This window comes from Gottfriedia acidiceleris (assembly GCF_002128425.1).
GTDB classification, from domain to species: domain Bacteria; phylum Bacillota; class Bacilli; order Bacillales; family Bacillaceae_G; genus Gottfriedia; species Gottfriedia acidiceleris.
In genome coordinates this window covers 14,731-40,430 of sequence record NZ_NESS01000001.1, presented here as the reverse complement: position 1 = coordinate 40,430, position 25,700 = coordinate 14,731, and the positions used below count along the sequence as shown (strand labels likewise).

The following is a 25,700-nucleotide window of genomic DNA, read 5'->3' as shown; positions in this document are numbered from 1 at the left end:
TCTAAATTTTGTATGATTTTTTTATTTGAGTATAGGAATTTATAGAAAAATGTCGAAATAACTAATAAGAAATAAAAAAACAACTTGATATTAGCTCTCAGAAGGGATGAAGATTGATGTTTTTGGTAACAGAAGACTTCAAAACGTTTATTAGGAAATATCCAATCACAACTTTTATGGTTGGTTTATGTTCTATATTAGCAATCATTACGACATTTTCAGGTGGATATACGATTGAAAATATCATCAATTTAGGTGGATATGAGCACGAATTAGTAAAACAAGGTGAAATATGGAGACTTTTTACGTATGCATTTATGCACGGAAGCTACGCTCATTTTTTTATGAATATGACCTTCATGATTATATTAGGTAGACCATTAGAAAGAGCGTTAGGTTCAGTAAAATTTTTAGTCTTTTATTTATTATCGGTAATTCTTACAGGACTTATTATAAACTTAAACTATTCGCCTAATACAGTCGAGACAGGGGCATCCGGTGTTGGCTATGCTTTTTTAGGAATGTATTTATTTATTACTTTATTTAGAAAAAAGATGCTATTTTCAGATGATCGTAAGTTTGTCATAACATTTTTAGGAATTGGATTACTTTCCTCATTAATAATCCCTTCGACAAGTTTAACTGGTCACTTGGCAGGTATGATTATCGGTTTTATAATGACTCCTCTTTTATTAAAAAAGGGTTCAAGGTTTCAAAACTCTGTTAATGTTTAAGATTTAAATTCATAAGTTAGTAAAAGCAATTTAGATTTTTTAATAAAAAATAAAAAACAAACCTAGTTCAGATTGGCTTAGGTTTGTTTTGTTTTTGGTTAAAAGTAAAAATCGAATTTAAAAATATTGCTCAGTTTAAAGTAAATATTGATGATTAAACATAGATTTAAAGTTGTTTTAGAAGATCATAAATGAAATTGGTAAAGTTCTTTCCAAATTTTTTCGAATCTCTACCTTAAACATCAAACACATCTATAATCCGGTCGGCTGTTTGACGATTTCTGCATAATTTGTAGACATCATTAAAAAATCGTTCAACATCATTAGTTGTACTTGGAAGTGGTATTTCTACCTGAAGTGAACCAAATACTTGCTTGAAGTAAGCTTTTCGTTCAGCATTTTTACCGTCCCGTTTCAATGGATTATATTTCCAAACTAATGAAAATTGTCCATCCTGCTCGCGAATTTCTCTTATTTCTGCAGCGGTTGTAGATTTATTTTCAACATAAATGACTAAATAGAAATTTTCATTTCGATGCCAGTCGATTAATAGTAAATAATAGCTTTCTTCCTCGACTTTACTTAAATGAAAGGCTGAAACAATTGGTTTACCATTTGTCCATTGTTGAAAATTATGTAACGTATTTAAAGTTGTTGGAATTTCTTCAACATCATATAAAGAGTTATTAGATGTCATCCAACTTTTTATTTGGTTTGAAATACTTATTGCAAATTCTTTTTTCATCATTTACCTCAACTATAAATTAAGTCTTTTTCATTATCATATCATCAATATCAGTTTAATAAAATTCTTCATTTGTAATAATCTACCATCAATAAGTTAAAGTTCAAATACTCATATTATTAATGATGATTTATCTAAGGAGGATTTATAATGGCAAGAGGTAAAGCTTTTAATCACAAGAAAAAAGGTCATGAACCAACTCATCCAAAAGGAACACTAGTCGCTCCTGAAGACCGTAAACATGAAGATCGAGAAGAAGATTACATCGTAACTGAAGAAGCATTTAAAAATCGCATTCAATAAAAAATTAAAAAATAGGACTCAGGTTGTATATAACTGAGTCCTATTTTAGTTTAACTACCTTATTTATCAACTCTTGTTGAAGTTTAATAAATTTATTAGGTGATTTTTACTCACTGCTTGAAACAGTAATGGAATAGGTGGTCCACTTGGTCTATTTAAAACTAGCTGATAGATCATCGTGAAAAAAAATTTTTGGTTTGCTTTCATTACTTTTTTATCGTCATGATAACAAATTGAATATAATTCTTTTATTAATTCAGTTTGATCTTGATGTTCGTTATTTATTAAATAGTCACATAAATTTTTCAACCAATACTGCTGTTCTTTAGTTAAAGAATGATAAAACTCAATAGCTTGCTCTTCGTTAATAATTATATTTTTTTGTGGATAGTATTTTTTTATCCAATATTCAGCCATATTACTAATTTTCTCTATTTCTTTGGCTGGGTAGGTTTCTCCATTATTAACGAAAATGTCTTGTAATAGTTCTACATTATAATTAACGAGAGGTAGAATGCTAGCAACATGATTAAACTTTGGATATTTTTTATTAATGTTGGCAAGATGTGCAAATTCGATTGATTGACAAATATCTAAATCGTGTAAAGTTTGATTAATATAATTTGATTGATACCTTTCAAATTCCGAATAGTTTTTAATCACATCTTCATCAAGTCCAATATTAAATGCAGCTAATGGTTTATATTTAGCAAACATAAAAAGAATGATTTCTGGTAAGTAGATTTTCAATAACTCAGCAGGGGTTATTAAATTACCAGAGGAGCTAGACATTTTTTGATTTTGACCTTTTATTCCAATAAATTCGTATGGAGAATAGTGAGGTGCATCATAGTTAAATATGGCTTTAGCAATTTCTTTTGAAACAGTGTAACTACCTGTTTCAGATGAATGATCTCTTCCACCAGGTTCAAATACTACGTCTTCTTTCATCCATCTCATAGCCCAATCAATTTTCCAGTTTAATTTAATATTGTTTGCAACTTCTACAGATAATTGATTTGAAAATCCGCACTGACATGTATAATCTAAAATTTTTCTTTCTTTATTATATTGAGTAATTGAAGTTTCATCTTTCTCGCAATTTTCACAGTAAAGAGTTATAGGGTAAAAATCATTCCGTTCGTGTTCATTTGGAATACTTGTTTTGAACTTCATTAAAATATCATAAATTTCTTTTCTTTTTTCAATAGCATGTATAATATCAACGTTGTATCTTCCTGATTTGTATTCTTTACTTTGATAAATAAACTCAACCTCAATTCCTAGTTCAGATAAAGAACTTTCAAATTCCTTTTCAAAGTGTTCAGCAAATGTTGAGTGACAGCCAAATGGGTCGGGGATATTCGAATAAGCTTTACCTATAAAATGATTATAAGTTGGATCAATATTGTTCGGGACCTTTCTAAAACGATCAAAATCATCCCAAGAAAAGATAAATCTTGTTTTTTTTCCTAATTTATTTAACGCTTTCACAACGAAATAAGTTGTAATGATCTCACGAAAATTTCCAATATGAACCGACCCGGATGGGCTTATGCCAGATGCACATACATAAGTTTTTTTATTTGGATATTTTTCAATTAATTCATTTGCGATTTTATATGCCCAATGCATGTTTTCACCTCGAAATTATTTGTTTTTAACAACCTTCTATTTGCAAATAAAAAAACTCCCACCCCCAAGATTTGATCATCTTGAGGACGAGAGTTTGTTAACTTCGTGGTACCACCCCAGTTTATTGATATGTTACCATACCAACCTTATCAGGTACGGCACGAATGCTTATACCCTATCTCTATAACGGGAGAACCCGGCGTACCATCCCTAAAGTTAACTTTAGTTCCATACGAAGCTCCAAGTCTTTTTTCATAAAGTTGATTATTACTCCTTTTTCAGCAAACGGAGCTCTCTGTAAATAACTTTAGCTTTACTACTTTTCTCTTCATAGCTTTTAAATTTCGAAATATTAATTGTTATTATATTAATCAAAACAATATTAATTGTCAATTAAATTAAATCTGAATAATATGATTTAAATGCTTTTATAGGTGGTGTCAAAATGAACGATTCAGGTGAGGATTTTCTTTTGATAGGAGCATATTTTTTATTATTTGGTACATTAACCTCAGCAGTTGGTGTTTCAAGTAAAAAAATTATTAGTGAAGAATTTAGCAGGGATTTATTTGCTAAAGGTAATGCAATTGAAGCATTTGGAAACTCCATTCAAGCAATCGGTAGAGAAAAACTGTATAACAAGGAAAAAATAGATCATGAATTAACAATTATGGTAGGTGCTTGGATTCAAGCATCGGGTAACGTTACAAATACAATCGGTACAACTTTAGAACTTCAAGGGTTTGAGGAAGAGGGACATAAATTAAATGCAGTTGGAAGTGTTATTCAATCAATTGGTGCTCATATCGAGGCAATTGGAATATTAGAAGTAGGGACAAATCTAACCAAAATTGAAGCATATGGAAGTGAATTAATCGCTTTAGGGGCCTTAATTGATGGAATTGGAAATGCATCGTTATTAAATGATAATATTATTTTAGGAGAACAGCTACTACTTGTTGGTACATGGGTTCAAGTTTTCGGAGCGATATTAATTGTGTATGCATTAATCAATATAAGAAGAGAAGAAGAAGTAAAAAATCATTCGGAATTTAGATATGGCTATTGTCCAGATAAATAATTTTAATAATAAATTGATATTTTTTTGTGAACAAGATAAAAAAAGAAGGTATATTGTTTTAAATAGCTAATATTATTATTAAAATTATATTAAAACATTTTATTTTTTTGTAAAAACATTTTGTGAGAAAATAGAATTTACCAATTTAAATAGGATAAAACAATTTTTTGAAACAGAGGTATGATTAGATGAATTTAAAAATAATAACGGATAGTGCGGCTGATTTACCAAAAGAGATCATAGAACAATATAATATTGATGTCATTCCGCTTCGAGTTTATTCAGAAGATGAAAAAGAATATTTTGATGGAGTTACATTGAATTCAAAGACTTTATTTAATGAAATGCGTACTGGAAAAGTATTTAAAACGTCTCTTCCATCGTATGAGTACATTTATAATACTTTCGTTAAATATGCAAAAGAAAATACACCATGTATTTATATTGCGTTTTCTTCTGAACTTTCAGGTACATATCAATCAGCAGTAATGGTAAAAAATGAGTTGGACGAGGAATTTCCTAATTTTGAATTAGAGATATTTGACACCAAAAGTGCATCAATCGGACAAGGATTAATTGCTGTTAATTCTGCAAAGCTTGCATTAAACGGAGCTACAAAAGAAGAGGTTGTTAATGATATAAAGCTAAGCATCGGGCATATAGAACATATCTTCACAGTTGATGACCTTCAATATTTGGTTCGTGGAGGTCGCTTGAGTAAAGTGGCTGGTTTTGTAGGCAATTTATTAAACATTAAACCAATTTTACACGTTGAAGATGGAAAATTAATACCACTTGAAAAAATTAGAGGTTCTAAAAAGTTAATAAAAAGAATTCTTGAAATTATGGAATCTCGAGGGACAAATTTATCAACTCAATTAATTGGTATTTCTCACGGTGACGATCTAGATAAAGCAATTGAAATAAAAAATGCCATGGCAGAAACTTTTGGATGTAAGGAATTTGTCATTAATTCAATAGGGTCTGCTATAGGTGCCCATGCAGGTCCTGGAACTTTAGCGATATTTTTTATGAACGAAAATAAAAAATAAATGATAAAAGAGAGCTAATTTTATTTACTAAATGAAATTAGCTCTTTTTTATTTTAATTTTCTGACAATATTGCCCGGATAATAATTCATACATAATTTCTTCATAAAAAGTAAATAGTATTTATGTAATCTTCAACAACTAATTTTATGAGGTGAAAACGATGTCAATTTTAGATAACTGGGATCAATGGAAAGATTTTTTAGGTGATCGTTTAGATGCAACAGGTGACAAAGGTGTTGGTGAAGGTGCTATTTCTGAAATGGCATATCGCTTAGGTAATTATTTAGCAAATGAAGTTGAACCAAAAAATGCAGAAGAACAAATTTTAAAAGACCTTTGGAATGTTGCAGATGAGCAAGAGCAACATACAATCGCTCATCTAATGATGAAGTATGTTAAAAATAAATAATTAAAATAATGTGATTAAAAAATAGCCTTAGTGAATAGAATCATAAGGGCTATTTTTTATTTGCTTTATTTTTGTATTTAAGTTTGATGCCACAATGTAAGATTACAAAAAATCAAAAAAATAATAAAAAAATAAACTTGAAATGGACACATTATTCACATATACTGTACCTATTGCAAGTACTGTTTTTGTATTAAGGACAATTACTATTTACATTTTATTTATTTTTTTGTATGATAGACTTTCTGTTCAATTTCACTTTTATCATAAAATGGATTTTTGCACTAATAAATAGAATACAATAGAAAATTTGAACGAATTTCAATACAGCTTTTCAATATATAGTAGAAATGGGGATAATTTATGAATAATCAGCAAAACTCGGCTGACACGCCGTTTAACGTAAAAACGATTATTGGTCCAATGATGGCAGTAATCGTAGGTATGATTATGGTTATTTTAGATAGTACGGTAGTAAACGTAGCTTTACCTGGAATTACCGAATATTTTAAGTCGGATTTAACAAAAATGCAGTGGACGATTACTGGATATACATTAGCATTATCAGCTGTAATTCCACTTGCAGGCTGGATGTCTGATCGATTTGGAGCTAAGAAAATTTTCTTATTAACGATTTTATTTTTTACGATCGGCTCAGTGCTTTGTTCGGTGGCACAAACACCTGAACAGTTAATTTTATATCGTGTAATCCAAGGAATAGGTGGAGGAATGGTTGCTCCAATCGGTATGGCTATTATCTTTAGATTAGCTCCTCCAGAAAAAATCGGATCAATTATGGGGATGCTTGGAATTCCAATGTTACTTGCACCTGCATTAGGTCCGGTAATCTCAGGATGGTTTGTAGAGTATTCTACTTGGCATTGGATTTTCTTAATTAATTTACCAATCGGTATTATTGCTTTAATAATTGGAGCTAAATTTTTACCTAATTTTGAATCAAAATCAGTACCTGCATTAGACGGATTAGGAATTATTATTGCACCAATCGCTTTTTCAATGTTAGCTTACGGAGTTAGTCAAAGTTCAACAAGTTGGACTTCAAAAGAAACATTAACAGGTTTAATTGTTGGTGGGGTAGCATTATTACTTTTCATCTTTGTTGAGCTCCGCCTAAAACAACCTTTACTTGAGTTGCGTGTATTTAAATCGTCTGATTTTGTTAGAAGTATTTTAATTACATGGATTATGCAAATCGCATTATTTGGTTCATTCCTAATTGTTCCATTATTTTTACAAACAGTTAAACAATATGGTGCATTTGAAACGGGCATAATTATGTTACCTCAAGCAGTAGCATCGGCTTTAATGATGCCAATTGGTGGAAAGATGTATGATAAAGTCGGTGCTAGACCGATGGCGTTAGTTGGTTTAACAATTATCACATCTGCACTTTACATTTTCTCTAAAATCTCAGTAGACTCATCAGATACATTTATTATGTTAACACTTGCTATGATGGGTGCTGGTATGGGACTATCAATGATGCCGATTAATACACACGTATTACAATCTGCACCAAGACATTTAGTAAGTCGTGTAACTCCTTTAACTGCAGCTGCCCAGCAAGTAATGGTATCATTTGCTGTAGCAGGTATGGCTGGATTTTTAACTTCAAGTACAAAAGATTATATGGCAAAAACAACAAATCCATTAAATGCTATGATTTCAGCATTTGGTGATACTTTCTTACTAGCATCAGGTATTGCATTAGTAGGAGCGTTGTTAGCAATTATTTTACGTAAACCAAAAGTGCAAGATGCAGATGCATCAAAAGCAGATCTAGATGAGTCTAAGTCTTCAATGATGGTAGGACATTAATAAATAAAAAAAGAAGCCGAAATTTGGCTTCTTTTTTTGCTATATTAACTATAATTTAATATCGAAAAAATTTTAATATTTTCTACAATTTTAAAAGAAATGTTATAAAACTAGTTGAATTGTAATAAAAATATCCTTATTATGTAAAGATTAGTTATGTATAATTAAGGCTCGAATATAGATTTACTTTACAATGGAGCTGATTTAATGATTAAAAGTATTTGTAAAACAACTTTGGCATTATCAATATTAACTAGTGGATTATTCTATGGAAATACTACTCCGAATTCAATTAAAACTGTGGAAGCTGCGACGATAAGTGGCACAGTAACAGCATCAGTTTTGAATGTAAGAAGTGGACCAAGTACTAGTTATAAAGTAATTGGGACACTTAAAAAAGGTGCTAAAGTTACGATATCAAGCACAAGTGGATCTTGGTATAAAATAACAAGTGGGACAAAAACTGGATGGGTTTCAAGTAAATATATTAAAAAAGCCCCAACTACAGTTTCTACCACGACTGTCAATAAAATGAAAACTTTAGGCACTTCAAAGCAATTAATCATTGTGTCAGCACAAAATGAAAGTACAAGAAATGCTCTAATTGAAACATTTGAAAAAAGCGGTACAAGTTGGAAAAAATTACATACATATTCAGGTGTGATCGGTAAAAACGGCATGATTAGTAGTAAGCATGAGGGTGATTATGAAACACCTGAGGGGAAGTATACTATTACAACTGCATTCGGTAGATATACAAATCCAGGTACGAAAATGACATACCGTAAAATTACTTCAAATGATGTTTGGGTAGATGATTCAAATAGTAAATTATATAATAGTTGGCAATTAGCATCAGAAAATAACGGTAGATGGAAAACTGCAGAAAAGATGAATATTTCTCAATATGATTATGGATTTGTTATTAACTATAATACAGCGAGAACCCCAGGCAAAGGTAGTGCAATATTTTTCCATATAGCTGGAACTTCAGGATATACTGCAGGATGCACAGCTACATCTAAAACAAATGTAGTTTCCATTTTAAAATGGTTAGATCCTGCAAAAAAACCATTAATTATTCAAACACCATTGAATAAATTAACTCAATATTAATAGTATTTGAAAACTGGTCAATTTGATCAGTTTTTTTGTTTCAACTTTATCAAAAAGTAAAGTGCAAAAAGTTATGTTTATTTTGAATTTTCTAAGTATAATAGAATTTACAATTATGTAAAAGTGAAAAATTAGAGGTGAAATATGAGCAAACTAAAATTTTTTGAAATAGAGACTAGTCGATTAAAGCTTAGAAGGTTTAAAGATGAAGATGTTAGCAATTTTTATAAATATCGTTCAAATCCGGATGTGGCGATTTATCAAGGTTGGGAAAATTATACATATGAACAAGCAACTAATTTTATAAAAAAACAGAAATCAGCTGAAATGAATATACCTGATTCATGGGTTCAAGTAGCAATTGAAAATAAAATGGATGGTCAACTTATAGGGGATATTGGGGTACACACTTTATCAAATCCTGTAAATCAAGTCGAAGTCGGTTTTACATTGGAGCCATTGTATCAGAATAAGGGATTTGCATTTGAAGCATTACAAGGGATTCTTGACTATTTATTTAATGAATTAAATAAAGAAAAAATAAACGCAATAGCTGTAGAACAAAATTCATCCTCAATTAAATTACTAAAAAAATTAGGATTTAATGTAATAAAAATAATAGAAAATTCTTATTTTAAAGGCCAATATGTAACGGAATTTATGTTTGAACTTTCGAAAAATGATTGGAATAAAAAGTAGGAGATGGGATTTAAATGAACTTCTTTAAAGGAGCATTGTATTTATCATTGGCTACAAGTATTTGGGGTATGACTTATGTTGTTAGTAAAGTAGTATTAGATCGTATTTCTCCATGGTTATTGTTGGAAATGAGATTTCTTTTAGCTTTACTAACATTAGGGGTAATCAGTCTTTTCCAAAAAAGCTGGAAAATTAGTAAGGAAGATTTGTTTCCTCTCGCAATTATAGCTTTAGTAGGCTATACGGGCTCAATTGGATTCCAATTTGTTGGTACGAAGCTTTCAGGCGCAGCAATGGGTTCTTTAATAACTTCAGCTTCACCTGCATTAATTTCATTATTTGCATTTTTTATTTTAAAAGAAAAGATTAATAGCCGTAAGATTGTATCGTTAATTTTAGCTACAATAGGAGTGGTCGTCGTAATTGGACTACCAAAAGGTGGATCAAATTTAGGAGCATATTTTGGAAATCTCATATTAGTAGGTGCAGCAATTACATGGGCATTATATACAGTTCTAAGTAAAGTTCAGACTAGTAAATATTCATCATTAACTGTAACAACTTGGGCGACGGTATTTGGCGTCATTTTTACATTACCATTTACGATTGTTGAACAAAGTAAGCATATAACTCACTTACCATCAAATACTTGGATTTGGATGGGTGTCATTTTTTTAGGAACAATTTCAACAGCAGGTGCCTTTTATCTTTGGAACAAAGGATTTGAATATATTGATACTTCAACAGGATCATTATTTTTCTTTTTACAACCATTGATTGGTACGATATTTGGTTATTTTTTATTAAATGAAGAAATTAGTCCTTCTTTTTTCATAGGAAGTATTCTAATTGTTGTAGCTGTGTATTTATCGATTAAAGAACCTAAGCAGCAAACGACTTATCAATATAACTCTAAAAAAGCATGAATCATATAAAAGTAGTTGAACTATTCAACTGCTTTTTTTTATTGGCTATTTTACAAAAATATACAAATCTTAAGATTAGATGTAATCAATTCTTTTATATGTATTTAAATTGACAAATGCAGTTAAGACAAATAATATAAATCTTGTGCGATACATCGTATAAGATGTATTGTGCTTTAGAAGTATTATGTTGGAGGGATTAAATGGTAGAACGAGCAGAATTTATCCGCGAATCAATCGATTTTTTACAACGATTTTTAATGAAAAGCCTTCAAAAGCATTCGGAGGAACATGGCGTTACAATTCCACAAGCAAGAGTTATTGGTGAAGTGTATGCTCATAAAACAATGAGCATTAAACAACTTTCTAAAAATCTTAAAATGACACAAAGTACTGTATCAGATATCGTTGAGCGTCTGACTACAAAAGGCCTTTTATTGAAAACACCTAATCCAAAAGATAAACGTTTCGTCGAGATTTCTTTACCTGAAAATATAGCGGATGAAATAAATGGTAGCATTACTGAAATTGCAAATAAGTCAATAAATAGTGCATTAGGTCTTCTAGATTCTAATGAGCAAGAGATTGTACAGCAAGGAATGAAATTATTAGTGACAGCTGTTAAGAAAAAGATGGAGACAGATGGAATGGATAATTATGAATTCTTTGATGTACTGTACTTTCTTGATGAAGAAAAAGGAAAAAAAGAGAAATAAATTAACGTAGGAGGGATCGTGTGAACAAAATCATAAAAGGTAGTTGGATCATTTTTTCAATTTGGCTAATTGCAACAGTATTGTTAACAGTTCTTCAGCCAGATATAAATGCAATTCTGCGGAATAAAGGGCAGGAAGGAGCGAATAGTGATTCACCTTCAGTAATGGCAGATGATATCCTCAAAAAAATGGATACTGCAAAAGGAACGAATAATCTGATTGTTTTTTATGATAAAAATAAAATTTCGAATAATGAAATGGATAAAATTAGTGATGCTGTTAAAGGGATACGTGATAGCAGTAAAGAACTTAGAATTTCGGAAATTATTGATCCTTTTAGTATACCAAATGTAAAAAGTTCATTAGTATCAAAAGATGGTACAACACTAATGGTGAGTTATAAGCTAGATAAGAACGGAAGAGAAATAGATGATATTAAAAAACAAATAGATAATAAGTTAAGTAAAGTACCAGTAGAATATTATCTAAGTGGTGAAGATTTTATCAATAATGATTATTTAAAAGCTTCACAGGCAGGAGTCGAAAAAAGTGCTGCGTTGACAGTTATTTTTATTTTAGTCGTACTTATTCTTGCATTTAGATCGATTGTAACACCATTTGTATCATTAATTGCGGTTGCATTTTCTTATCTCTGTTCAATGGGAATAGCTGCTCAATTAATCGATAAAGCTGGTTTTCCAATTACTAGTCTTACTCAAATGCTCCTAGTACTTATTCTTTTTGGTATTGGGACTGATTATAACATACTCCTTTTTAATCGTTTCAAAGAGGAACTTTCACTTGGACATTCAGTTGACGAATCAATTGTAAACACATATAAAACGGCTGGTAAAACAATTGCCTATAGTATTCTAACTGTGTTTATTGCCTTCCTTGCCCTTGTATTTGCAGAATCTCCAATTTATAAATCAGGGGTTGTAGTTGTAATTGGTGTATGCATATTATTACTAGAAATTTTGACGTTAACACCATTTATTATGAAGGTACTAGGAAAAAAACTTTTCTGGCCATCAAAAAATGCTGGTGGACATAAAGAAAACAAGTTTTTTGGTAATTCGTCGGCATTTGCAATAAAGAAACCGATTATAACAATTGTCGTAATACTATTGATTTTATCTCCAATGGTGTATTTTCATCAAGAAAAGCTAAATTTTGATACAATTGGAGAACTGGGAAATAAATATCCTTCATCAAAAGGATTTAATATCGTTTCAGATCATTTTGGTAAAGGTCAGGCAATGCCTGCAACAGTCATTATTGAAAATAACAAAGCGCTTGATAATAATCAATCACTTGCGGTAATTGATAATGTTACCCAAAGATTGAAGAAAATAAAAGGTGTTAAGCAAGTATCTTCAGTAACACAACCTGAAAGCAAACAAATTGACATTTTTTACGTTGATAGCCAAATGGGTACAGTGACTGATGGTATTTCAAAAACTCAAGATGGTGTTAACGAAATTCACGACGGATTAAGTTTAGCGCAAGATAAGCTTGGATCAGCGGATTTTTCAAAGGTTAACCAAATGGTAGACGGAACAACAGAACTACAAAATGGTGTGACAGCCTTAAGTGGTGGTTTAAAACAAATTCAAGCAGGGATCGGTGATAGTTCTAGTAAATCTCAAACGATCTCAAGTGGTATAGCAACAATCGAAATGAATCTAAGAAAAATGAGTAGTGGCGTAACATTATTAGCAAAAAATTATGAGAAAATGCAATCGGGTTATAAAGAATTAGGAACTCATTACCAAGAATCGGCACAAGCACTGCTTAGTCTAAAAGGCGCAATTTCTCAAATGCAATCAATGGTGACAGCGCTAGGAAGTAGCTATTCGAATTCAAAAGATGATGTTAATTACCAATCATTAAAGCAAACAATCGATCAAACAGTTGCCTCTTTAAATCAAATTACACCTGAAGGAATAAAGTCTTTAAATAATAATTATAATGCTGTAACTGCAGGTTTTGCTACTGCAAACAGTAATCTTTCTAGTATGAGTAATGGCTTAACTCAAATGGCTGATGGTTTGAATAAACTTGAAAGTGGCTTAAGCGATGCTTCATCTGGGATCGGAAAAATTGTTACAAATATGAATAAAGTATCAGATGGACTTGGCCAAATGAAAACAGGTCAACAACAGCTTGTATCCGGTATCAATGGATTTAGTACATTTGGGCAAAAGCTTTCTGATGTAAACGGTGGATTAAAGAAAATTTCTGACGGATTAGGAAAGACAAATGATTTCTTAACTCAATATAATTCAAATAAAACTTTCTTTATTCCAAAAGAAGCATTAGCTGATGAAAACTTTAAAAAATCAATAGACATGTTTATGTCAAAAGATAAAAAGATTACAAAACTAACAATTGTTTTGACGAATGATCCATATTCAAAAGAATCTTTAAGTACGATCAATAAAATCAATTCAGCTGTTAAAAATGCACTTAAAGGCACAGTGCTTTCAAATGCAAAGTCGGGTGTTTCAGGTCCAAGTGCTACAACAAATGATATGAACAATATTTTGAGTAGTGACCTTAATAAAACAACAACAATCGTAATAATTGGGGTATTACTAGTATTATTCCTAGTGATAAAATCATTCTGGACACCTGTATTTATCACTGCATCACTTTTAGGAGCTTACTACAGTGCAATGTTTATGATCAACTATATTTTCATAGATTTGCTAGGATATGAAGGAATATCTTCATTTGTTCCGTTCTTCTCTTTCATCATTATAGTAGCTTTAGGAGTAGATTATAGTATTTTCCTAATGATGAGATTTAAGAAATATACTCTTTTGTCACCGAAAGAAGCAATCGTATTAGCTTCTAAGCATACAGGTGGGGTAATTATTTCAGCGGTAATCATACTTGGGGGGACATTTGCTACACTAATGCCGTCTGGAATCCTTTTATTGTTTGAATTAGCAATAGCAGTAATAACTGGCCTAGTAGTACTTTGCTTTATATTATTACCGATCTTTTTACCAGCAATGATCGCACTGCCAGAAGCTTTGGCTAATTTATTTTCAAGAAACAAGCAAGCTAATCTTGATACAGAAAAACATGTAATTTAATAGATTAATAGATTTAATTGAAAATGCCTACTAACTATTGAAATAATAGTAGAGTCGGCTTTTTTATTAAGATTTTATAGTGCTAGATAAGAACGGGAATGATTTATTGCGTAAAAAAAGTGGATGTAAAAACATCCACTTTTTTATTAATCAACTTGTATTTCATTATTAACATCAAGAGCTTCAACTAATTCTAATTCCTCATGACGCTCCTTAAAGCGATTGAAAGTAAATTCGTTTGCAAATAAGAATAGTGGACGTTCAAAACGGTCAAATACTAGCATGTTTCGCATATCTTGATATTTCTTAAGTCCTTTTACGTCATCTGTTTTAACCCATCGAGCAATATTGAAATCAACATGGTCTTTACGAATATCAGATCCATATTCATTTTTTAAGCGGTATTCAAATACTTCAAATTGAAGTTGACCTACAGCACCTAAAATGACCTCATTAAATTCATTTTTATAAACTTGAATTGCACCTTCTTGAGCTAATTGTTCTACACCTTTATGAAAGTGCTTTGATTTTAATGAGTTAACTGGGCTAACTCGTAAAAATAACTCAGGTGGGAAAGTTGGTAATGGTTCAAAGAATAATTTTTGTTTGCTAGATGTAATTGTATCTCCGATTTGATAAGTACCTGAATCGTAAATACCAATAACGTCACCAGCATATGCTCGGTCAATCGTTTCACGGTCATTAGCCATCAATTGAGTCGATTGACTTAATTTAATTTGTTTTCCTGTTCGAGAAAGCATTACGTTCATTCCTCGTTCAAATACCCCAGAACAAATTCGCAAGAATGCAATACGGTCACGGTGAGCAGGATTCATATTAGCTTGAATCTTAAAAATAAAACCACTAAATACTTCATCAGTTGGATTAACTTCACCATTAATTGTTTTACGAGGTCCTGGTGCAGGTGACATATCTAAGAAATGATTTAAAAATGGTGTTACACCAAAATCGACTAATGCTGTTCCAAAGAAAACAGGAGTAAGTTCACCAGCCTGAACTAAGTCTATATTGAATTCATTTCCTGCACCTTCTAAAAGATCAACTTCATCACGTAAATTTTCTAAATTTGAAGGCTCTAAATGCGCTTCTAATTCAGGACCGTGTACTCCATCTTGACCAAGTTTAATGACTTCATCTTTACGGAAAAGATGAACTTCATTTTCTAATCGATCATAAACACCTTCAAATTGCATTCCACTACCGATTGGCCAAGTAACTGCAACAGAAGGCATACCTAGAACTTCTTCTAATTCCTCCATTAATTCTAATGGATCTTTAGCTTGGCGGTCTAATTTATTCATAAAGGTAAAAATTGGGATACCACGTAAACGACATACTTGGAAAAGTTTCTTAGTTTGTGCTTCAATACCCTTTGCTGCATCAATTACCATGACTGCAGAGTCAACTGATGTTAGTACACGGTATGTATCTTCACCAAAATCATTATGACCAGGAGTATCCATAATTGATACCATTTTTTCATCGTATTCAAACTGCATAACAGAAGAAGTAACAGAAATTCCACGTTGCTTCTCTATTTCCATCCAGTCAGATTTTGCATATTTTGAATTTTTTTGAGCTTTTACAGTTCCAGCTTCACGAATTGCTCCACCATGAAGTAATAATTTTTCAGTTAAAGTTGTTTTACCAGCATCTGGGTGAGAGATGATCCCGAAAATACGGCGTTTAGCAACTTGATTAATTAATTCTTTATTTGCCATCTATTATAAAGTCCTTTCTAAATCAAAGATCATAAACAAATTTTTACATCTTATCTATTATACTAGAATTCATCGTTTGATGAAACATTTAGTAAAAAGTTATATACAAAGTATTTCCAAGTTGTGTAATATGAATTTTCTTTTTTATCATTTATTTTGTAATTTTACATAAATCATTCACTCCACCAACTCCAACTCCCACAAAGTGTGACCATATTACAATCAGATCAAACTCTAACCTATTTGGAAGGTAAATATTGTATAACAGGTAAAATTATTGATAAATAATAAACACATATTCTTTAAACATGAGCTTATTGCATAATCGCATTAAGCTTTTTTATTTTGTTAAAAAATAGGCGTACTTAAATAAAACACTTTACATATGATTTAAAGAGTAGTATGGTTAGTTACATGAGTAACTAACTAACTAAATAACTAACTTAGAAAGGAAGGTGCTAATGAAACCGACATTAGATGAATCACAGCCAATATTTTCACAAATTGCGGTTATGATTATGGATGAAATTATAGATGGAAGAATTAAAGAAGGTGAACAAGTACCTTCAACAAATGAATTATCTCGCTTTTTTAATATTAATCCTGCAACTGCAAGGAAAGGTCTTCAAGCATTAGTTGATAAGGAAATCATTTTTAAACAAAGAGGTGTAGGTATGTTTGTTTCAGCGGGTGCGAAAGAAAAGTTAATTTTAGAGAGAAAACAGCAGTTTTATGTTGATTATGTTGCACCTTTACTTAAAGAAGCAAAGAGAATTCATTTAAATGAAGAAATGGTGATTGAGTTAATAAAAAGAAAAAATGATACTAACTAGGGGGAGTAAAAAGTGATTGAAATTACAAATTTGACTTATGGCTATAAGCATACTCCAGTTCTAACAGATTTTAGTTTAATCGAAACAGAACCGAGGATTATTGCTTTATGGGGAAGAAACGGTGCAGGGAAAACAACTTTGATGAGTTTGTTAGCTGGACACAATAAACCAAACGAAGGATCAATAAAAGTATTAGGTGAAGAGCCATATAATAATTTAATTGCGCTAGAGAATATTTGTTATATTCAAGAAAACCACCCGTTTGGCCACAATTGGAAAATAGATGATTTATTAAAATATGGAAGGTATTTTCATCCTAATTGGGATCAGCAATTTGCGGAGCATTTAGTTCAGCTTTTTGAATTACCGAAGAAGAAAAAAATCGCGAAATTTTCAAAAGGTATGAAAACTGCGGCTCAAATCATTTTAGGATTAGCTAGCAATGCAAAAATTACGGTTCTCGATGAACCGACGAATGGGTTGGATGCAGTAAAAAGAAAGCAGTTTTATGATGCATTATTAGAAAGTTATGAAGAAAATCCGAGAATCATTTTACTTTCGACACATCATATCGAAGAAATTCAACCATTATGTGAAACGATCGTAGTAGTAAATGATGGAAAGGTACTTTTTCATGAACAAATGGAAGTAATGCGTGAAAAAGGATTTATACTTTCAGGTGATATAGAATCTATCAACCTTGTAACTAAAAATGTATCGATATTAGAATCAACTAAAATTAGTTCAACTCAAAAAGTAATGGTTGATAAATTATTAACAGCTGATTGGAAAAAAATCGCTGATGAGCATCATCTTACAATTGAAAAAGCATCTTTACAAGACTATTTAATAAATAAAACAATCAATAAAAATAAAGGGGTGAAAAAATGAACTCTATACGCGGTACTTATCAACTAGTTTTAGATGAATTTAAATGGTATTTCAAAATCTTTTCTTTAATTACATTGTTGTTATCAGTTGTTTATTTATTCGTTAGTATAATTTTTAAAATCCCTTTACAAAGTGGTGCAGCTCTGTTTGGACCGATTTATGGGGGGATTAGTACATTCGCGGTTGCAGGATTGGTCATTCCATTTCAAGTTGCAATTGGATTAGGAAGTACAAGAAGCCAGTTCTTAAAATCATATAATGTGATGGCAGTAGTGATGGTTATTACAAGTATAACTTACTTAAATATACTCTATTTCATCATGAAAGTACTATTAGACAAAGGAATAAATAGTTTTCATTTTTATCATCCTGCTGAATTAGTTTCATCAGAATATCACTTCTTTACGTATTATTGGATCGACCTTATGGTAGGCTTTCTTATATTAGGACTTTCTTCTTTTATTGCTGTATTAGTTAGGAGATTAGGAATACTCTATTTTTTAATTGCACTAGTTTTACTTAGTATATTATTAACTTTCCTATCTATAAATGGAATAAGTTCAGACTTTTTTACTTGGATTATAAAAATTAAACCGATCAATTTATTTACATTCATTGGATTGTTAGGCATGGCACTTCAATCCTTAACATTCCCATTGATGAAGAATGCTCCATTAAAAATGAAAGGTAGAAATTAAAAACGGCTCATGAAAAAGTATGTGTATTTATTGCATACTTTTTCTTTTTTAAATGCTTACCGAACGAATAATATTTCCTTGTGTTTAGATTTCTATAGCTGGATTTTTAAATAATTCAGTATAATATAAACAAAATACAATAAGTTAGGAGATTAAATGATGCCATTTACAATTAATCCAATTGCTATTGTTAAAAATTCTAGAAAAGAAATTGAAGACGACCACTGGGGTTCAATTATCTCTGAAATCGAGTTAGTTGAAGAGTTTAATGAAGAAGCATTAAGTGGTATAAGTGATTTTTCACATCTAGAAATTATTTTTTATTTCGATAAAGTGAGCGATGATATGATTCAATACAATGCTAGACATCCTAGAAATAATATTCATTATCCAAAGGTTGGAATCTTTGCTCAAAGAGGTAAAAACAGACCAAATAAATTAGGGCTAACATCTGTAGAACTTTTAGAACATAATGGCCGGATTTTAACAGTTAAAGGTTTAGATGCAATCGATGGTACGCCAATCATTGATATCAAACCAATAATGAAAGAATTTCTTCCTAAAGGAGAGATCAAACAATCAGAATGGTCAAAGGCTTTGATGGAAAAATATTGGTGATAAAGATGTAATATTGATAAAAGAGTTGTATCAAATATAAATATATTTTGGAAACTCTTTTTTAACAAATCGAATCTTGTTTATTTCATTACTAAAGTAAATATGTAGAGAAAATCTTTAGCTTGTAGATAATTTGGAGTGTCTTCCATGTCTACAAGCTTTTTTATATAATAAAAAAATTTTAAAAGGTAAATATAAAGTAGGAATTAAGTCATGACTAGAACCCTTTGATGCTTTTTATTCGAATTTAGATAGTAGAATTGGAGCAATGTTTAAAGAAATCTTATAAAAAATAATTTAAACATTATAACGTTATATTGACTAATGCAAAATTAGGTGTTATTCTACATTTGAATAATAAACAAGATAGATGAAAACGAATACATTAATCAATTTAGTTGGTTTCTTAAAAAGGATGAGGGGAAATGAAGGATCATTTCGTACTACAGAATGTAAAAATGTTAGATGGAAATTCTGTAGATATCATAGTAGAAAATAAAAAGATTATAGACATTGTAGCTGCTGGATGCGGTAGTGGTGAGAAAATAGTAGATTACAAGCACAATGTATTTGTTTCCAGCGGTTGGATTGATCTGCATGTCCATGCATATGCAGAATTTGAGCCATATGGAGATGATGTCGACGAGATTGGCTATAAAACAGGTGTTACTACAATTGTTGATGCTGGTAGCACTGGTGCTGATAATTTGTCTAAATTGGTAAATAGCTGTAAAAAGTCAAAAACAAATGTATTTGCATTTTTAAATATTTCGCGAATTGGCTTAAAACGAATTGATGAGTTATCTGATTTGTCTTGGTTAGATGTAGATCAACTGAAAAATGCAATTGCAGAACATAAAGATTTTATCATCGGACTGAAGGCAAGGATTAGCAAGAGTGTAGTTGGTTCGAATGGTGTAGAACCATTAAAAATAGCCCGTAAGTTTTCTAATGAGACTGACTTACCACTTATGGTTCATATTGGTTCAGGACCGCCAGATATTAATGATGTTCTAGACTTACTTGAAAATAAAGATATTATTACGCACTACTTAAATGGTAAAGCAAATAATTTGTTTGATGAGATCGGAAGACCCCTTCCCAAATTTCTAGAGGCAATCAACCGAGGTGTTCATTTAGATGTTGGGCATGGAAATGCAAGTTTTTCATTCAAAACAGCTTTGCAAGCTAAAGAACATGGAATTAAATTCGATACGATTAGTACTGATATTTATCGAAAAAATCGATTGAATGGACCAGTTTTTAGTATGTCTCATGTTTTATCAAAATTTTTATATTTAGGTTATTCACTAGAAGAGATTATTGATGCTGTTACAGTTAATGCGGCTGAGTGGCTTAATAAACCAGAACTTGGAAGAATTTCAGTAGGAGATATTGCAAACCTCACTTTATTTACTGTTGAAGATGAAGTGACATCTTTACTAGATTCTGAAGGAGACGAGCGTAAAGCTGAACAAAAAATCGTAGTAAAAGGAGTAGTTATAAATGGAGAACACGTTGAATGCTAAATATGGTTTGAAAAGGGTAATTAATGCAAGTGGTAGGATGAGTATATTAGGTGTTTCCGCTCCAACGGACACTGTCATGGAAGCGATGAAAATTGGTGGTCAAAATTATGTTGAAATTTCGGATTTAGTTGATAAGGCTGGAATTCATATTGCGAATCATCTTAAATCAGAGGCGGCTGTTGTTGTTAACTCAGCTTCAAGTGGAATTGCCCTTTCAGTAGCGGCAATTGTGACTGAAGGAAACAGACGTAAAAGCGAAAGATTACACCAAGAACCAATTCCAAAAAATGAAATCATTATGCTAAAGGGACATAACGTTCAGTACGGTGCCCCAGTAGAAACGATGATTTTCCTTGGCGGAGGTAAATTAGTAGAAGTTGGCTATGCAAATGAAGGGAAAGCTGAGCATATTGCAGACGCTATTAATGAAAAGACAGCTGCAATTTTATATGTGAAATCTCATCATGCTGTACAAAAAAATATGATATCAGTTGAAGAAGCATGGGAAGTAGCACAAGCCAATAATGTACCTTTAATTATAGATGCTGCCGCTGAAGAAGATTTGCAAAAATATGTCAAATTCTCTGATTTAGCAATATATAGCGGCTCGAAAGCGATTGAAGGACCTACTTCAGGTATTGTTGCAGGTAAGCAAAAATATATCGATTGGTTAAAAATTCAATTACATTGTATCGGTAGAAGTATGAAAGTTGGTAAAGAAACTACTTTCGGTCTTCTGCAAGCTTTGGATGAGTATTTTGTCAAAAAAGATAATAGTGAAAATGAAAAAGCTAGTTTACAAGTTTTGAAATCATTAGAATCGATTAATGGTATTAAAGTAACGATTGTACAAGATGAAGCGGGACGAGCTATTTTTAGAGCTCGAATCAACATTGATCCGATTGTAACGAAAACTACAGCGAAAGACGTAAATGATAAATTAAAGAATGGTAATATAGCGATTTATACTCGTGATTACGGAGTTCGTCAAGGCTTTTTCGATATAGATCCTAGACCACTACAATCAGATGATATTTATGTAATTGAAGCTGTGTTAAGAGCAATATTAGGGGGAACTGAACAATGACAAATATAGAAAAACGTTTTTATAACAATCGTGTAGCATTAAATGTATTAGCTAATAGTATTGAAAATGCAGTTGAAGTTTTTGAAGCTGCAGAAGGTCATGTCTTAGTAGGTGTTCTTTCAAAAGATTACCCTACTGTAGATGCTGCTGTTACAGCAATGAAAGAATACGGCGTAGCAATTGATGAAGCTGTATCGATTGGTCTTGGTGCTGGTGATAACAAACAAGCAGCAGTTGTAGCAGAAATCGCAAAACATTATCCAGGAAGTCATATCAATCAAGTATTTCCTGCAGTAGGTGCAACACGTGCTAATTTAGGTGAAAAAGATAGCTGGATAAATTCACTAGTATCTCCTACAGGAAAAGTAGGCTATGTAAATATCTCAACTGGACCTGTAAGTGCTGCTAGTGAAACAGCGATTGTACCAATTAAATCTGCGATTGCGTTAGTTCGTGACATGGGTGGAAATGCATTAAAATACTTCCCAATGAAAGGATTAAAACACATAGAAGAGTTCAGAGCAGTAGCAAAGGCATGTGGTGAAGAAGGTTTTGCTTTAGAGCCGACTGGTGGTATAGATTTAGACAATTTTGAAGAGATTTTAGAAATTGCATTAGAAGAAAAAGTACCTAAAATTATCCCACACGTATATTCTTCAATTATTAATGAAGAAACTGGAAAAACTAATCCTGAAGATGTAAGAAAATTATTAGCAATCACTAAAAGTTTGGTTGAAAAATATGCGTAAACAAATTGTTGCTTTCGGAGAAGTAATGATGCGATTGCAAGTGCCAGGGTATGAACTACTGGCACAGGCAAACGCATTACAATATTCTTTCTCAGGAACTGGTGTAAACGTTGCATCCGCGATGACTAAGCTTGGGCATGATGGCTATCTAGTAACAAAATTGCCGAACAATCCATTAGGAGATGCTGCGATTGCTTTCTTGCAACGATTAGGAATTAATCGGAATTATATTACTAGAGGCGGTAAATATCTTGGACTGTACTTTTTAGAAAATGGTTTTGGACAACGCTCTAGTCGTGTAACCTATACAAATCGTTTAGAAAGTAGCTTTAATACGGCATCTTTTATTGATTATGATCTTGATCTAATTGCAAAACAAGCGGATGTTATCCATTTTTGCGGTATCACACTAGCGATGACAGATGATACAAAAGAAACAATGAAAATTCTTGCGAAAAAAGTAAAAGAAAATGGCGGATTAGTTTGTTTTGATTGTAATTACCGACCTTCTTTATGGGAGGGAGGATATAGTAAAGCAAAACCTCATTATGAAGAAATGCTAGCATTAGCTGATATCGTCATGATGAATGAAAAAGATGCGATGTATGTTTTAGGAATGGAGACAGAGGAATCTTCTAGGGAAACACAACTGAAAGATCTTATTCCTAAAGTTGCAAAACGATATGACATACAAACAGTTGCTGGAACGCACAGGGCAATTAACAGTGACAATACACATTCATTACGTGGATTTATATTCACTAATGGAGAGTTTCACTTCTCGGAAAATATTTCTTTTTCCGTATACGATCGAATTGGTGCTGGAGATGCTTATACTAGCGGAATACTCCATGGTGTGTTAACTGAGTTTTCACCAGAAAAAACCGTTGACTTTGCTGCTACAGCAGGAATGTTAGCTTGTACGATTGTTGGGGATACCCCAATGTCAACAGAAGCAGAGATTTTATCAGCTATGGCTGGAACAATTGATGATATTAAGCGCTAAAAAAGGAGAGGTAAGGGAATGAGTGTGAATCGTAAAAAAGGACCGTTGTATTTACAAATTAAAGAAATGATAAAGGATCGAATTTTACATGGAGTTTATCCAATTCACACAAATATTCCCTCAGAACCTCAATTAGAAGAAGAGTTTAGTGTTAGTAAAATTACGATTAGAAATGCCATAAAAGAACTTGTTCAAGAAGGATACTTAGAAAAGAAAAGTGGGAAAGGAACAAAGGTTATTGCGAATGTTACGAGCGCGAAACTTTCTAAAGGGAAACGTTTTACAGAGATTTTAGTTGAGGAAGGACATCATATTACTAAAAAAGTGCTGAGTATTAAAAAGCCAGAAATAAAAGAGGATTCTATACCTTATTCTTTATTTGGTAATAAATATGTGCAAATTGAGCGAATTTATTTACTGGATAATGAACCATATATTCACTTTACGCACTATATTTCAATTGAAATAACTGATGAAGAATTAGAAGATATACAGATTAGTTCCTTATATCGTTTCTTAGAAGAAAGCAATATTCGATTAGAAACTTTCCGAGATGAATTTGCAGTAGCAGTTGCTCCGGATCATGTTTGTGAAATATTAAATTTAGAAAAAGGCACAACCACATTAAAAAGAATTCGTCGTTCCAGTGATGAAGATGGAAATGTTTTAGAAATTAGCGAAGGTTACTATAATACGGCAAAACAAAATTACGTTGTAACCTACAATGATTCAACGCAGTAATTCATCTTCATTTTATAAAATGTAAGCGATTACTAAGGGAGAGTGTGCAAAAATGGATTTATATTTGATCGGAATTACATTAGTAGCCATCGTTATCGTTATTTTAGGAGTATCGTGGTGGAAATGGCATGCATTTATTAGTTTATCAGTAGCTGGCCTTTTCTTAGCCGTTTTTTCTGGTGTATCAATGGATAAAATTGTAACTGCTTATGAAACAGGAGTAGGCGCTGTTCTTGGTCATCTTGTTGGGATTTTAGCTTTAGGTACGATTTTAGGGAAAATGATGTCTGATTCTGGAGCAGGTATGCAAGTAGCAGATTTCTTTATTAAAAAATTCGGCGTGAAAAACCTACCGTGGGCAATGTTGTTATCAGGATTTATTATTGGAATTCCAGTATTTTTTGAGGTTGGTCTAGTAATCTTGCTACCTCTTGTTATATCAATTCGTAAATCTACCAATTCAAATATTCTATTAATTGGGATCCCAGTACTTGCCGGTTTATCGATTGTACATGGTTTAGTGCCACCACATCCTGGTGCAATGACAGCGATTGGTATTTATAATGCTGATTTAGGACGTGTCCTACTTTATTCATTAATTATTGCTTTTCCAACTGCAATCATTGCAGGTCCAATCTTTTCAAAATGGATTCACAAACGTGTAACTCCTATTGGCGAACCAGAGTTAATCCGAGTTGAAACGAAGTCAAATGCTTTACCAAGTACAGGTGTATCATTTTTCATCATACTTCTTCCAGTTTTACTAATGGTGTTAACAGTAATTACACCATACTTATCACTGCCTAGTGCAATTGCTAAATTCTTAATTTTAATAGGTAGCCCCGTGATTGCTCTATTAATCTCTTGTTTTGCAGCTTATTATTTACTAGGTTATCGACAAGGAATGGACAAAACTTTAATAAAAAAATTAACTGATGAATGTTTAACTCCTTTAGCTTCAATTATATTAATCATCGGTGCAGGTGGAGCATTTAAGCAAATTCTAATTGAAAGCGGTGTAGGTACTGCCATTGCAACAATGTCTGAGCAAATGTCATTATCACCAATCGTCCTTGCATTTTTAGTAGCAGGGTTAATAAGAATAGCTACTGGTTCTGCTACGGTTGCTTTAACAACAGCTGCTGGAATTGTTTCTCCAGTAGTGGCACATATGACTGGTGTAAATTTAGAATTACTTGTAATTGCAACAGGCGCAGGTTCACTAATGTTTTCACACGTAAATGATGCAGGTTTTTGGTTAGTAAAAGAATATTTAGGATTAACAGTCAAAGAAACATTCAAAACATGGACAGTAATGGAAACGCTTCTTTCGTTTGTAGCGTTTGGACTGACATTAATATTAGATCTATTTATTTAAGTAAAAAGGAAGTCTTATAAGTAAATATACTTATAAGATTTCCTTTTTTTATTTATTTTTATCGAATG

The 25,700-nt window shown here is 31.8% G+C and carries 24 protein-coding genes and 1 other annotated feature; of the genes, 21 read left to right on the top strand and 3 right to left on the bottom strand.

Features of this window, described 5'->3' with window-relative positions:
* Positions 1 to 116: 116 nt before the first annotated feature.
* Positions 117 to 734 (top strand): rhomboid family intramembrane serine protease, encoded by a 618-nt coding sequence (locus B6K90_RS00185; protein WP_088010541.1) that lies wholly within the window; start codon positions 117 to 119, stop codon positions 732 to 734.
* A gap of 235 nt (positions 735 to 969) precedes the next feature.
* On the opposite strand, the gene B6K90_RS00180 is transcribed toward B6K90_RS00185, so the two are convergent.
* A complete protein-coding gene (locus tag B6K90_RS00180; RefSeq protein ID WP_088010540.1) occupies positions 970 to 1,479 on the bottom strand; it encodes a hypothetical protein in 510 nt (169 codons plus the stop codon).
* 150 nt (positions 1,480 to 1,629) lie between these two features.
* Between B6K90_RS00180 and B6K90_RS23520 the strand changes: the two genes are divergently transcribed.
* The gene (locus B6K90_RS23520; RefSeq protein ID WP_167555228.1) at positions 1,630 to 1,782 is read left to right on the top strand and encodes a hypothetical protein; all 153 of its coding nucleotides are present in this window, start codon (positions 1,630 to 1,632) and stop codon (positions 1,780 to 1,782) included.
* 66 nt (positions 1,783 to 1,848) lie between these two features.
* On the opposite strand, the gene lysS is transcribed toward B6K90_RS23520, so the two are convergent.
* On the bottom strand, positions 1,849 to 3,417 hold the full coding sequence (lysS, locus tag B6K90_RS00175; protein WP_088010539.1) for a lysine--tRNA ligase: 1,569 nt from the start codon (positions 3,415 to 3,417) through the stop codon (positions 1,849 to 1,851).
* A 79-nt stretch (positions 3,418 to 3,496) separates the two neighbouring features.
* Positions 3,497 to 3,758: a binding site (T-box leader), on the bottom strand.
* Between the two features lie 104 nt (positions 3,759 to 3,862).
* On the opposite strand from lysS, the gene B6K90_RS00170 reads away from it, so the two are divergent.
* From B6K90_RS00170 to B6K90_RS00130, 9 genes are all read left to right on the top strand, one after another.
* Entirely contained in the window at positions 3,863 to 4,498 is a 636-nt protein-coding gene (locus B6K90_RS00170) for a DUF6944 family repetitive protein (protein ID WP_088010538.1), read from the top strand.
* A gap of 188 nt (positions 4,499 to 4,686) precedes the next feature.
* The gene (locus B6K90_RS00165; protein WP_088010537.1) at positions 4,687 to 5,550 is read left to right on the top strand and encodes a DegV family protein; all 864 of its coding nucleotides are present in this window, start codon (positions 4,687 to 4,689) and stop codon (positions 5,548 to 5,550) included.
* A 161-nt stretch (positions 5,551 to 5,711) separates the two neighbouring features.
* Complete coding sequence (locus B6K90_RS00160; RefSeq protein WP_088010536.1) at positions 5,712 to 5,960, top strand: DUF3243 domain-containing protein; 249 nt, start codon at positions 5,712 to 5,714, stop codon at positions 5,958 to 5,960.
* Positions 5,961 to 6,323: 363 nt separating this feature from the next.
* Complete coding sequence (locus B6K90_RS00155) at positions 6,324 to 7,799, top strand: MDR family MFS transporter (RefSeq protein ID WP_088010535.1); 1,476 nt, start codon at positions 6,324 to 6,326, stop codon at positions 7,797 to 7,799.
* A gap of 207 nt (positions 7,800 to 8,006) precedes the next feature.
* Positions 8,007 to 8,915, top strand: a complete 909-nt coding sequence (locus B6K90_RS00150) for an SH3 domain-containing protein (protein WP_088010534.1) — start codon at positions 8,007 to 8,009, stop codon at positions 8,913 to 8,915.
* A gap of 144 nt (positions 8,916 to 9,059) precedes the next feature.
* Positions 9,060 to 9,614 (top strand): GNAT family N-acetyltransferase, encoded by a 555-nt coding sequence (locus tag B6K90_RS00145; protein ID WP_088010533.1) that lies wholly within the window; start codon positions 9,060 to 9,062, stop codon positions 9,612 to 9,614.
* Positions 9,615 to 9,628: 14 nt separating this feature from the next.
* On the top strand, positions 9,629 to 10,540 hold the full coding sequence (locus B6K90_RS00140; RefSeq protein WP_088010532.1) for a DMT family transporter: 912 nt from the start codon (positions 9,629 to 9,631) through the stop codon (positions 10,538 to 10,540).
* Positions 10,541 to 10,743: 203 nt separating this feature from the next.
* Positions 10,744 to 11,256: a MarR family winged helix-turn-helix transcriptional regulator gene (locus B6K90_RS00135; protein ID WP_088010531.1), complete on the top strand. Its 513-nt coding sequence runs from the start codon at positions 10,744 to 10,746 to the stop codon at positions 11,254 to 11,256.
* 20 nt (positions 11,257 to 11,276) lie between these two features.
* A complete protein-coding gene (locus B6K90_RS00130; RefSeq protein ID WP_088010530.1) occupies positions 11,277 to 14,360 on the top strand; it encodes an MMPL family transporter in 3,084 nt (1,027 codons plus the stop codon).
* Between the two features lie 146 nt (positions 14,361 to 14,506).
* Here B6K90_RS00130 and B6K90_RS00125 read toward each other — a convergent pair whose 3' ends face one another.
* Complete coding sequence (locus B6K90_RS00125) at positions 14,507 to 16,102, bottom strand: peptide chain release factor 3 (RefSeq protein ID WP_088010529.1); 1,596 nt, start codon at positions 16,100 to 16,102, stop codon at positions 14,507 to 14,509.
* A 461-nt stretch (positions 16,103 to 16,563) separates the two neighbouring features.
* Between B6K90_RS00125 and B6K90_RS00120 the strand changes: the two genes are divergently transcribed.
* The 10 genes from B6K90_RS00120 (at position 16,564) to B6K90_RS00075 (ending at position 25,632) form a co-directional block, all read left to right on the top strand.
* Positions 16,564 to 16,935 carry a GntR family transcriptional regulator gene (locus B6K90_RS00120; protein ID WP_088010528.1) on the top strand — a complete coding sequence of 124 codons (372 nt, stop codon included), beginning with the start codon at positions 16,564 to 16,566 and terminating at the stop codon, positions 16,933 to 16,935.
* A 12-nt stretch (positions 16,936 to 16,947) separates the two neighbouring features.
* Positions 16,948 to 17,826 carry an ATP-binding cassette domain-containing protein gene (locus B6K90_RS00115; protein WP_088010527.1) on the top strand — a complete coding sequence of 293 codons (879 nt, stop codon included), beginning with the start codon at positions 16,948 to 16,950 and terminating at the stop codon, positions 17,824 to 17,826.
* Complete coding sequence (locus B6K90_RS00110; RefSeq protein ID WP_088010526.1) at positions 17,823 to 18,524, top strand: hypothetical protein; 702 nt, start codon at positions 17,823 to 17,825, stop codon at positions 18,522 to 18,524. Before B6K90_RS00115 ends, B6K90_RS00110 begins: the two co-directional genes overlap by 4 nt.
* Before the next feature lie 159 nt (positions 18,525 to 18,683).
* Positions 18,684 to 19,142 (top strand): tRNA (N6-threonylcarbamoyladenosine(37)-N6)-methyltransferase TrmO, encoded by a 459-nt coding sequence (gene tsaA / locus B6K90_RS00105; RefSeq protein WP_088010525.1) that lies wholly within the window; start codon positions 18,684 to 18,686, stop codon positions 19,140 to 19,142.
* Positions 19,143 to 19,567: 425 nt separating this feature from the next.
* Positions 19,568 to 20,671: an amidohydrolase/deacetylase family metallohydrolase gene (locus B6K90_RS00100; protein ID WP_088010524.1), complete on the top strand. Its 1,104-nt coding sequence runs from the start codon at positions 19,568 to 19,570 to the stop codon at positions 20,669 to 20,671.
* A complete protein-coding gene (locus B6K90_RS00095; protein ID WP_088010523.1) occupies positions 20,649 to 21,758 on the top strand; it encodes a DgaE family pyridoxal phosphate-dependent ammonia lyase in 1,110 nt (369 codons plus the stop codon). The genes B6K90_RS00100 and B6K90_RS00095 overlap by 23 nt, the downstream gene beginning before the upstream one ends.
* Entirely contained in the window at positions 21,755 to 22,507 is a 753-nt protein-coding gene (gene dagF / locus B6K90_RS00090; protein ID WP_088010522.1) for a 2-dehydro-3-deoxy-phosphogluconate aldolase, read from the top strand. Before B6K90_RS00095 ends, dagF begins: the two co-directional genes overlap by 4 nt.
* Positions 22,500 to 23,513 carry a sugar kinase gene (locus tag B6K90_RS00085; protein WP_088010521.1) on the top strand — a complete coding sequence of 338 codons (1,014 nt, stop codon included), beginning with the start codon at positions 22,500 to 22,502 and terminating at the stop codon, positions 23,511 to 23,513. The genes dagF and B6K90_RS00085 overlap by 8 nt, the downstream gene beginning before the upstream one ends.
* Positions 23,514 to 23,531: 18 nt before the next feature.
* Complete coding sequence (locus B6K90_RS00080) at positions 23,532 to 24,254, top strand: GntR family transcriptional regulator (RefSeq protein ID WP_088010520.1); 723 nt, start codon at positions 23,532 to 23,534, stop codon at positions 24,252 to 24,254.
* Positions 24,255 to 24,306: 52 nt separating this feature from the next.
* Entirely contained in the window at positions 24,307 to 25,632 is a 1,326-nt protein-coding gene (locus B6K90_RS00075; RefSeq protein WP_088010519.1) for a GntT/GntP/DsdX family permease, read from the top strand.
* Positions 25,633 to 25,700 lie beyond the last annotated feature (68 nt).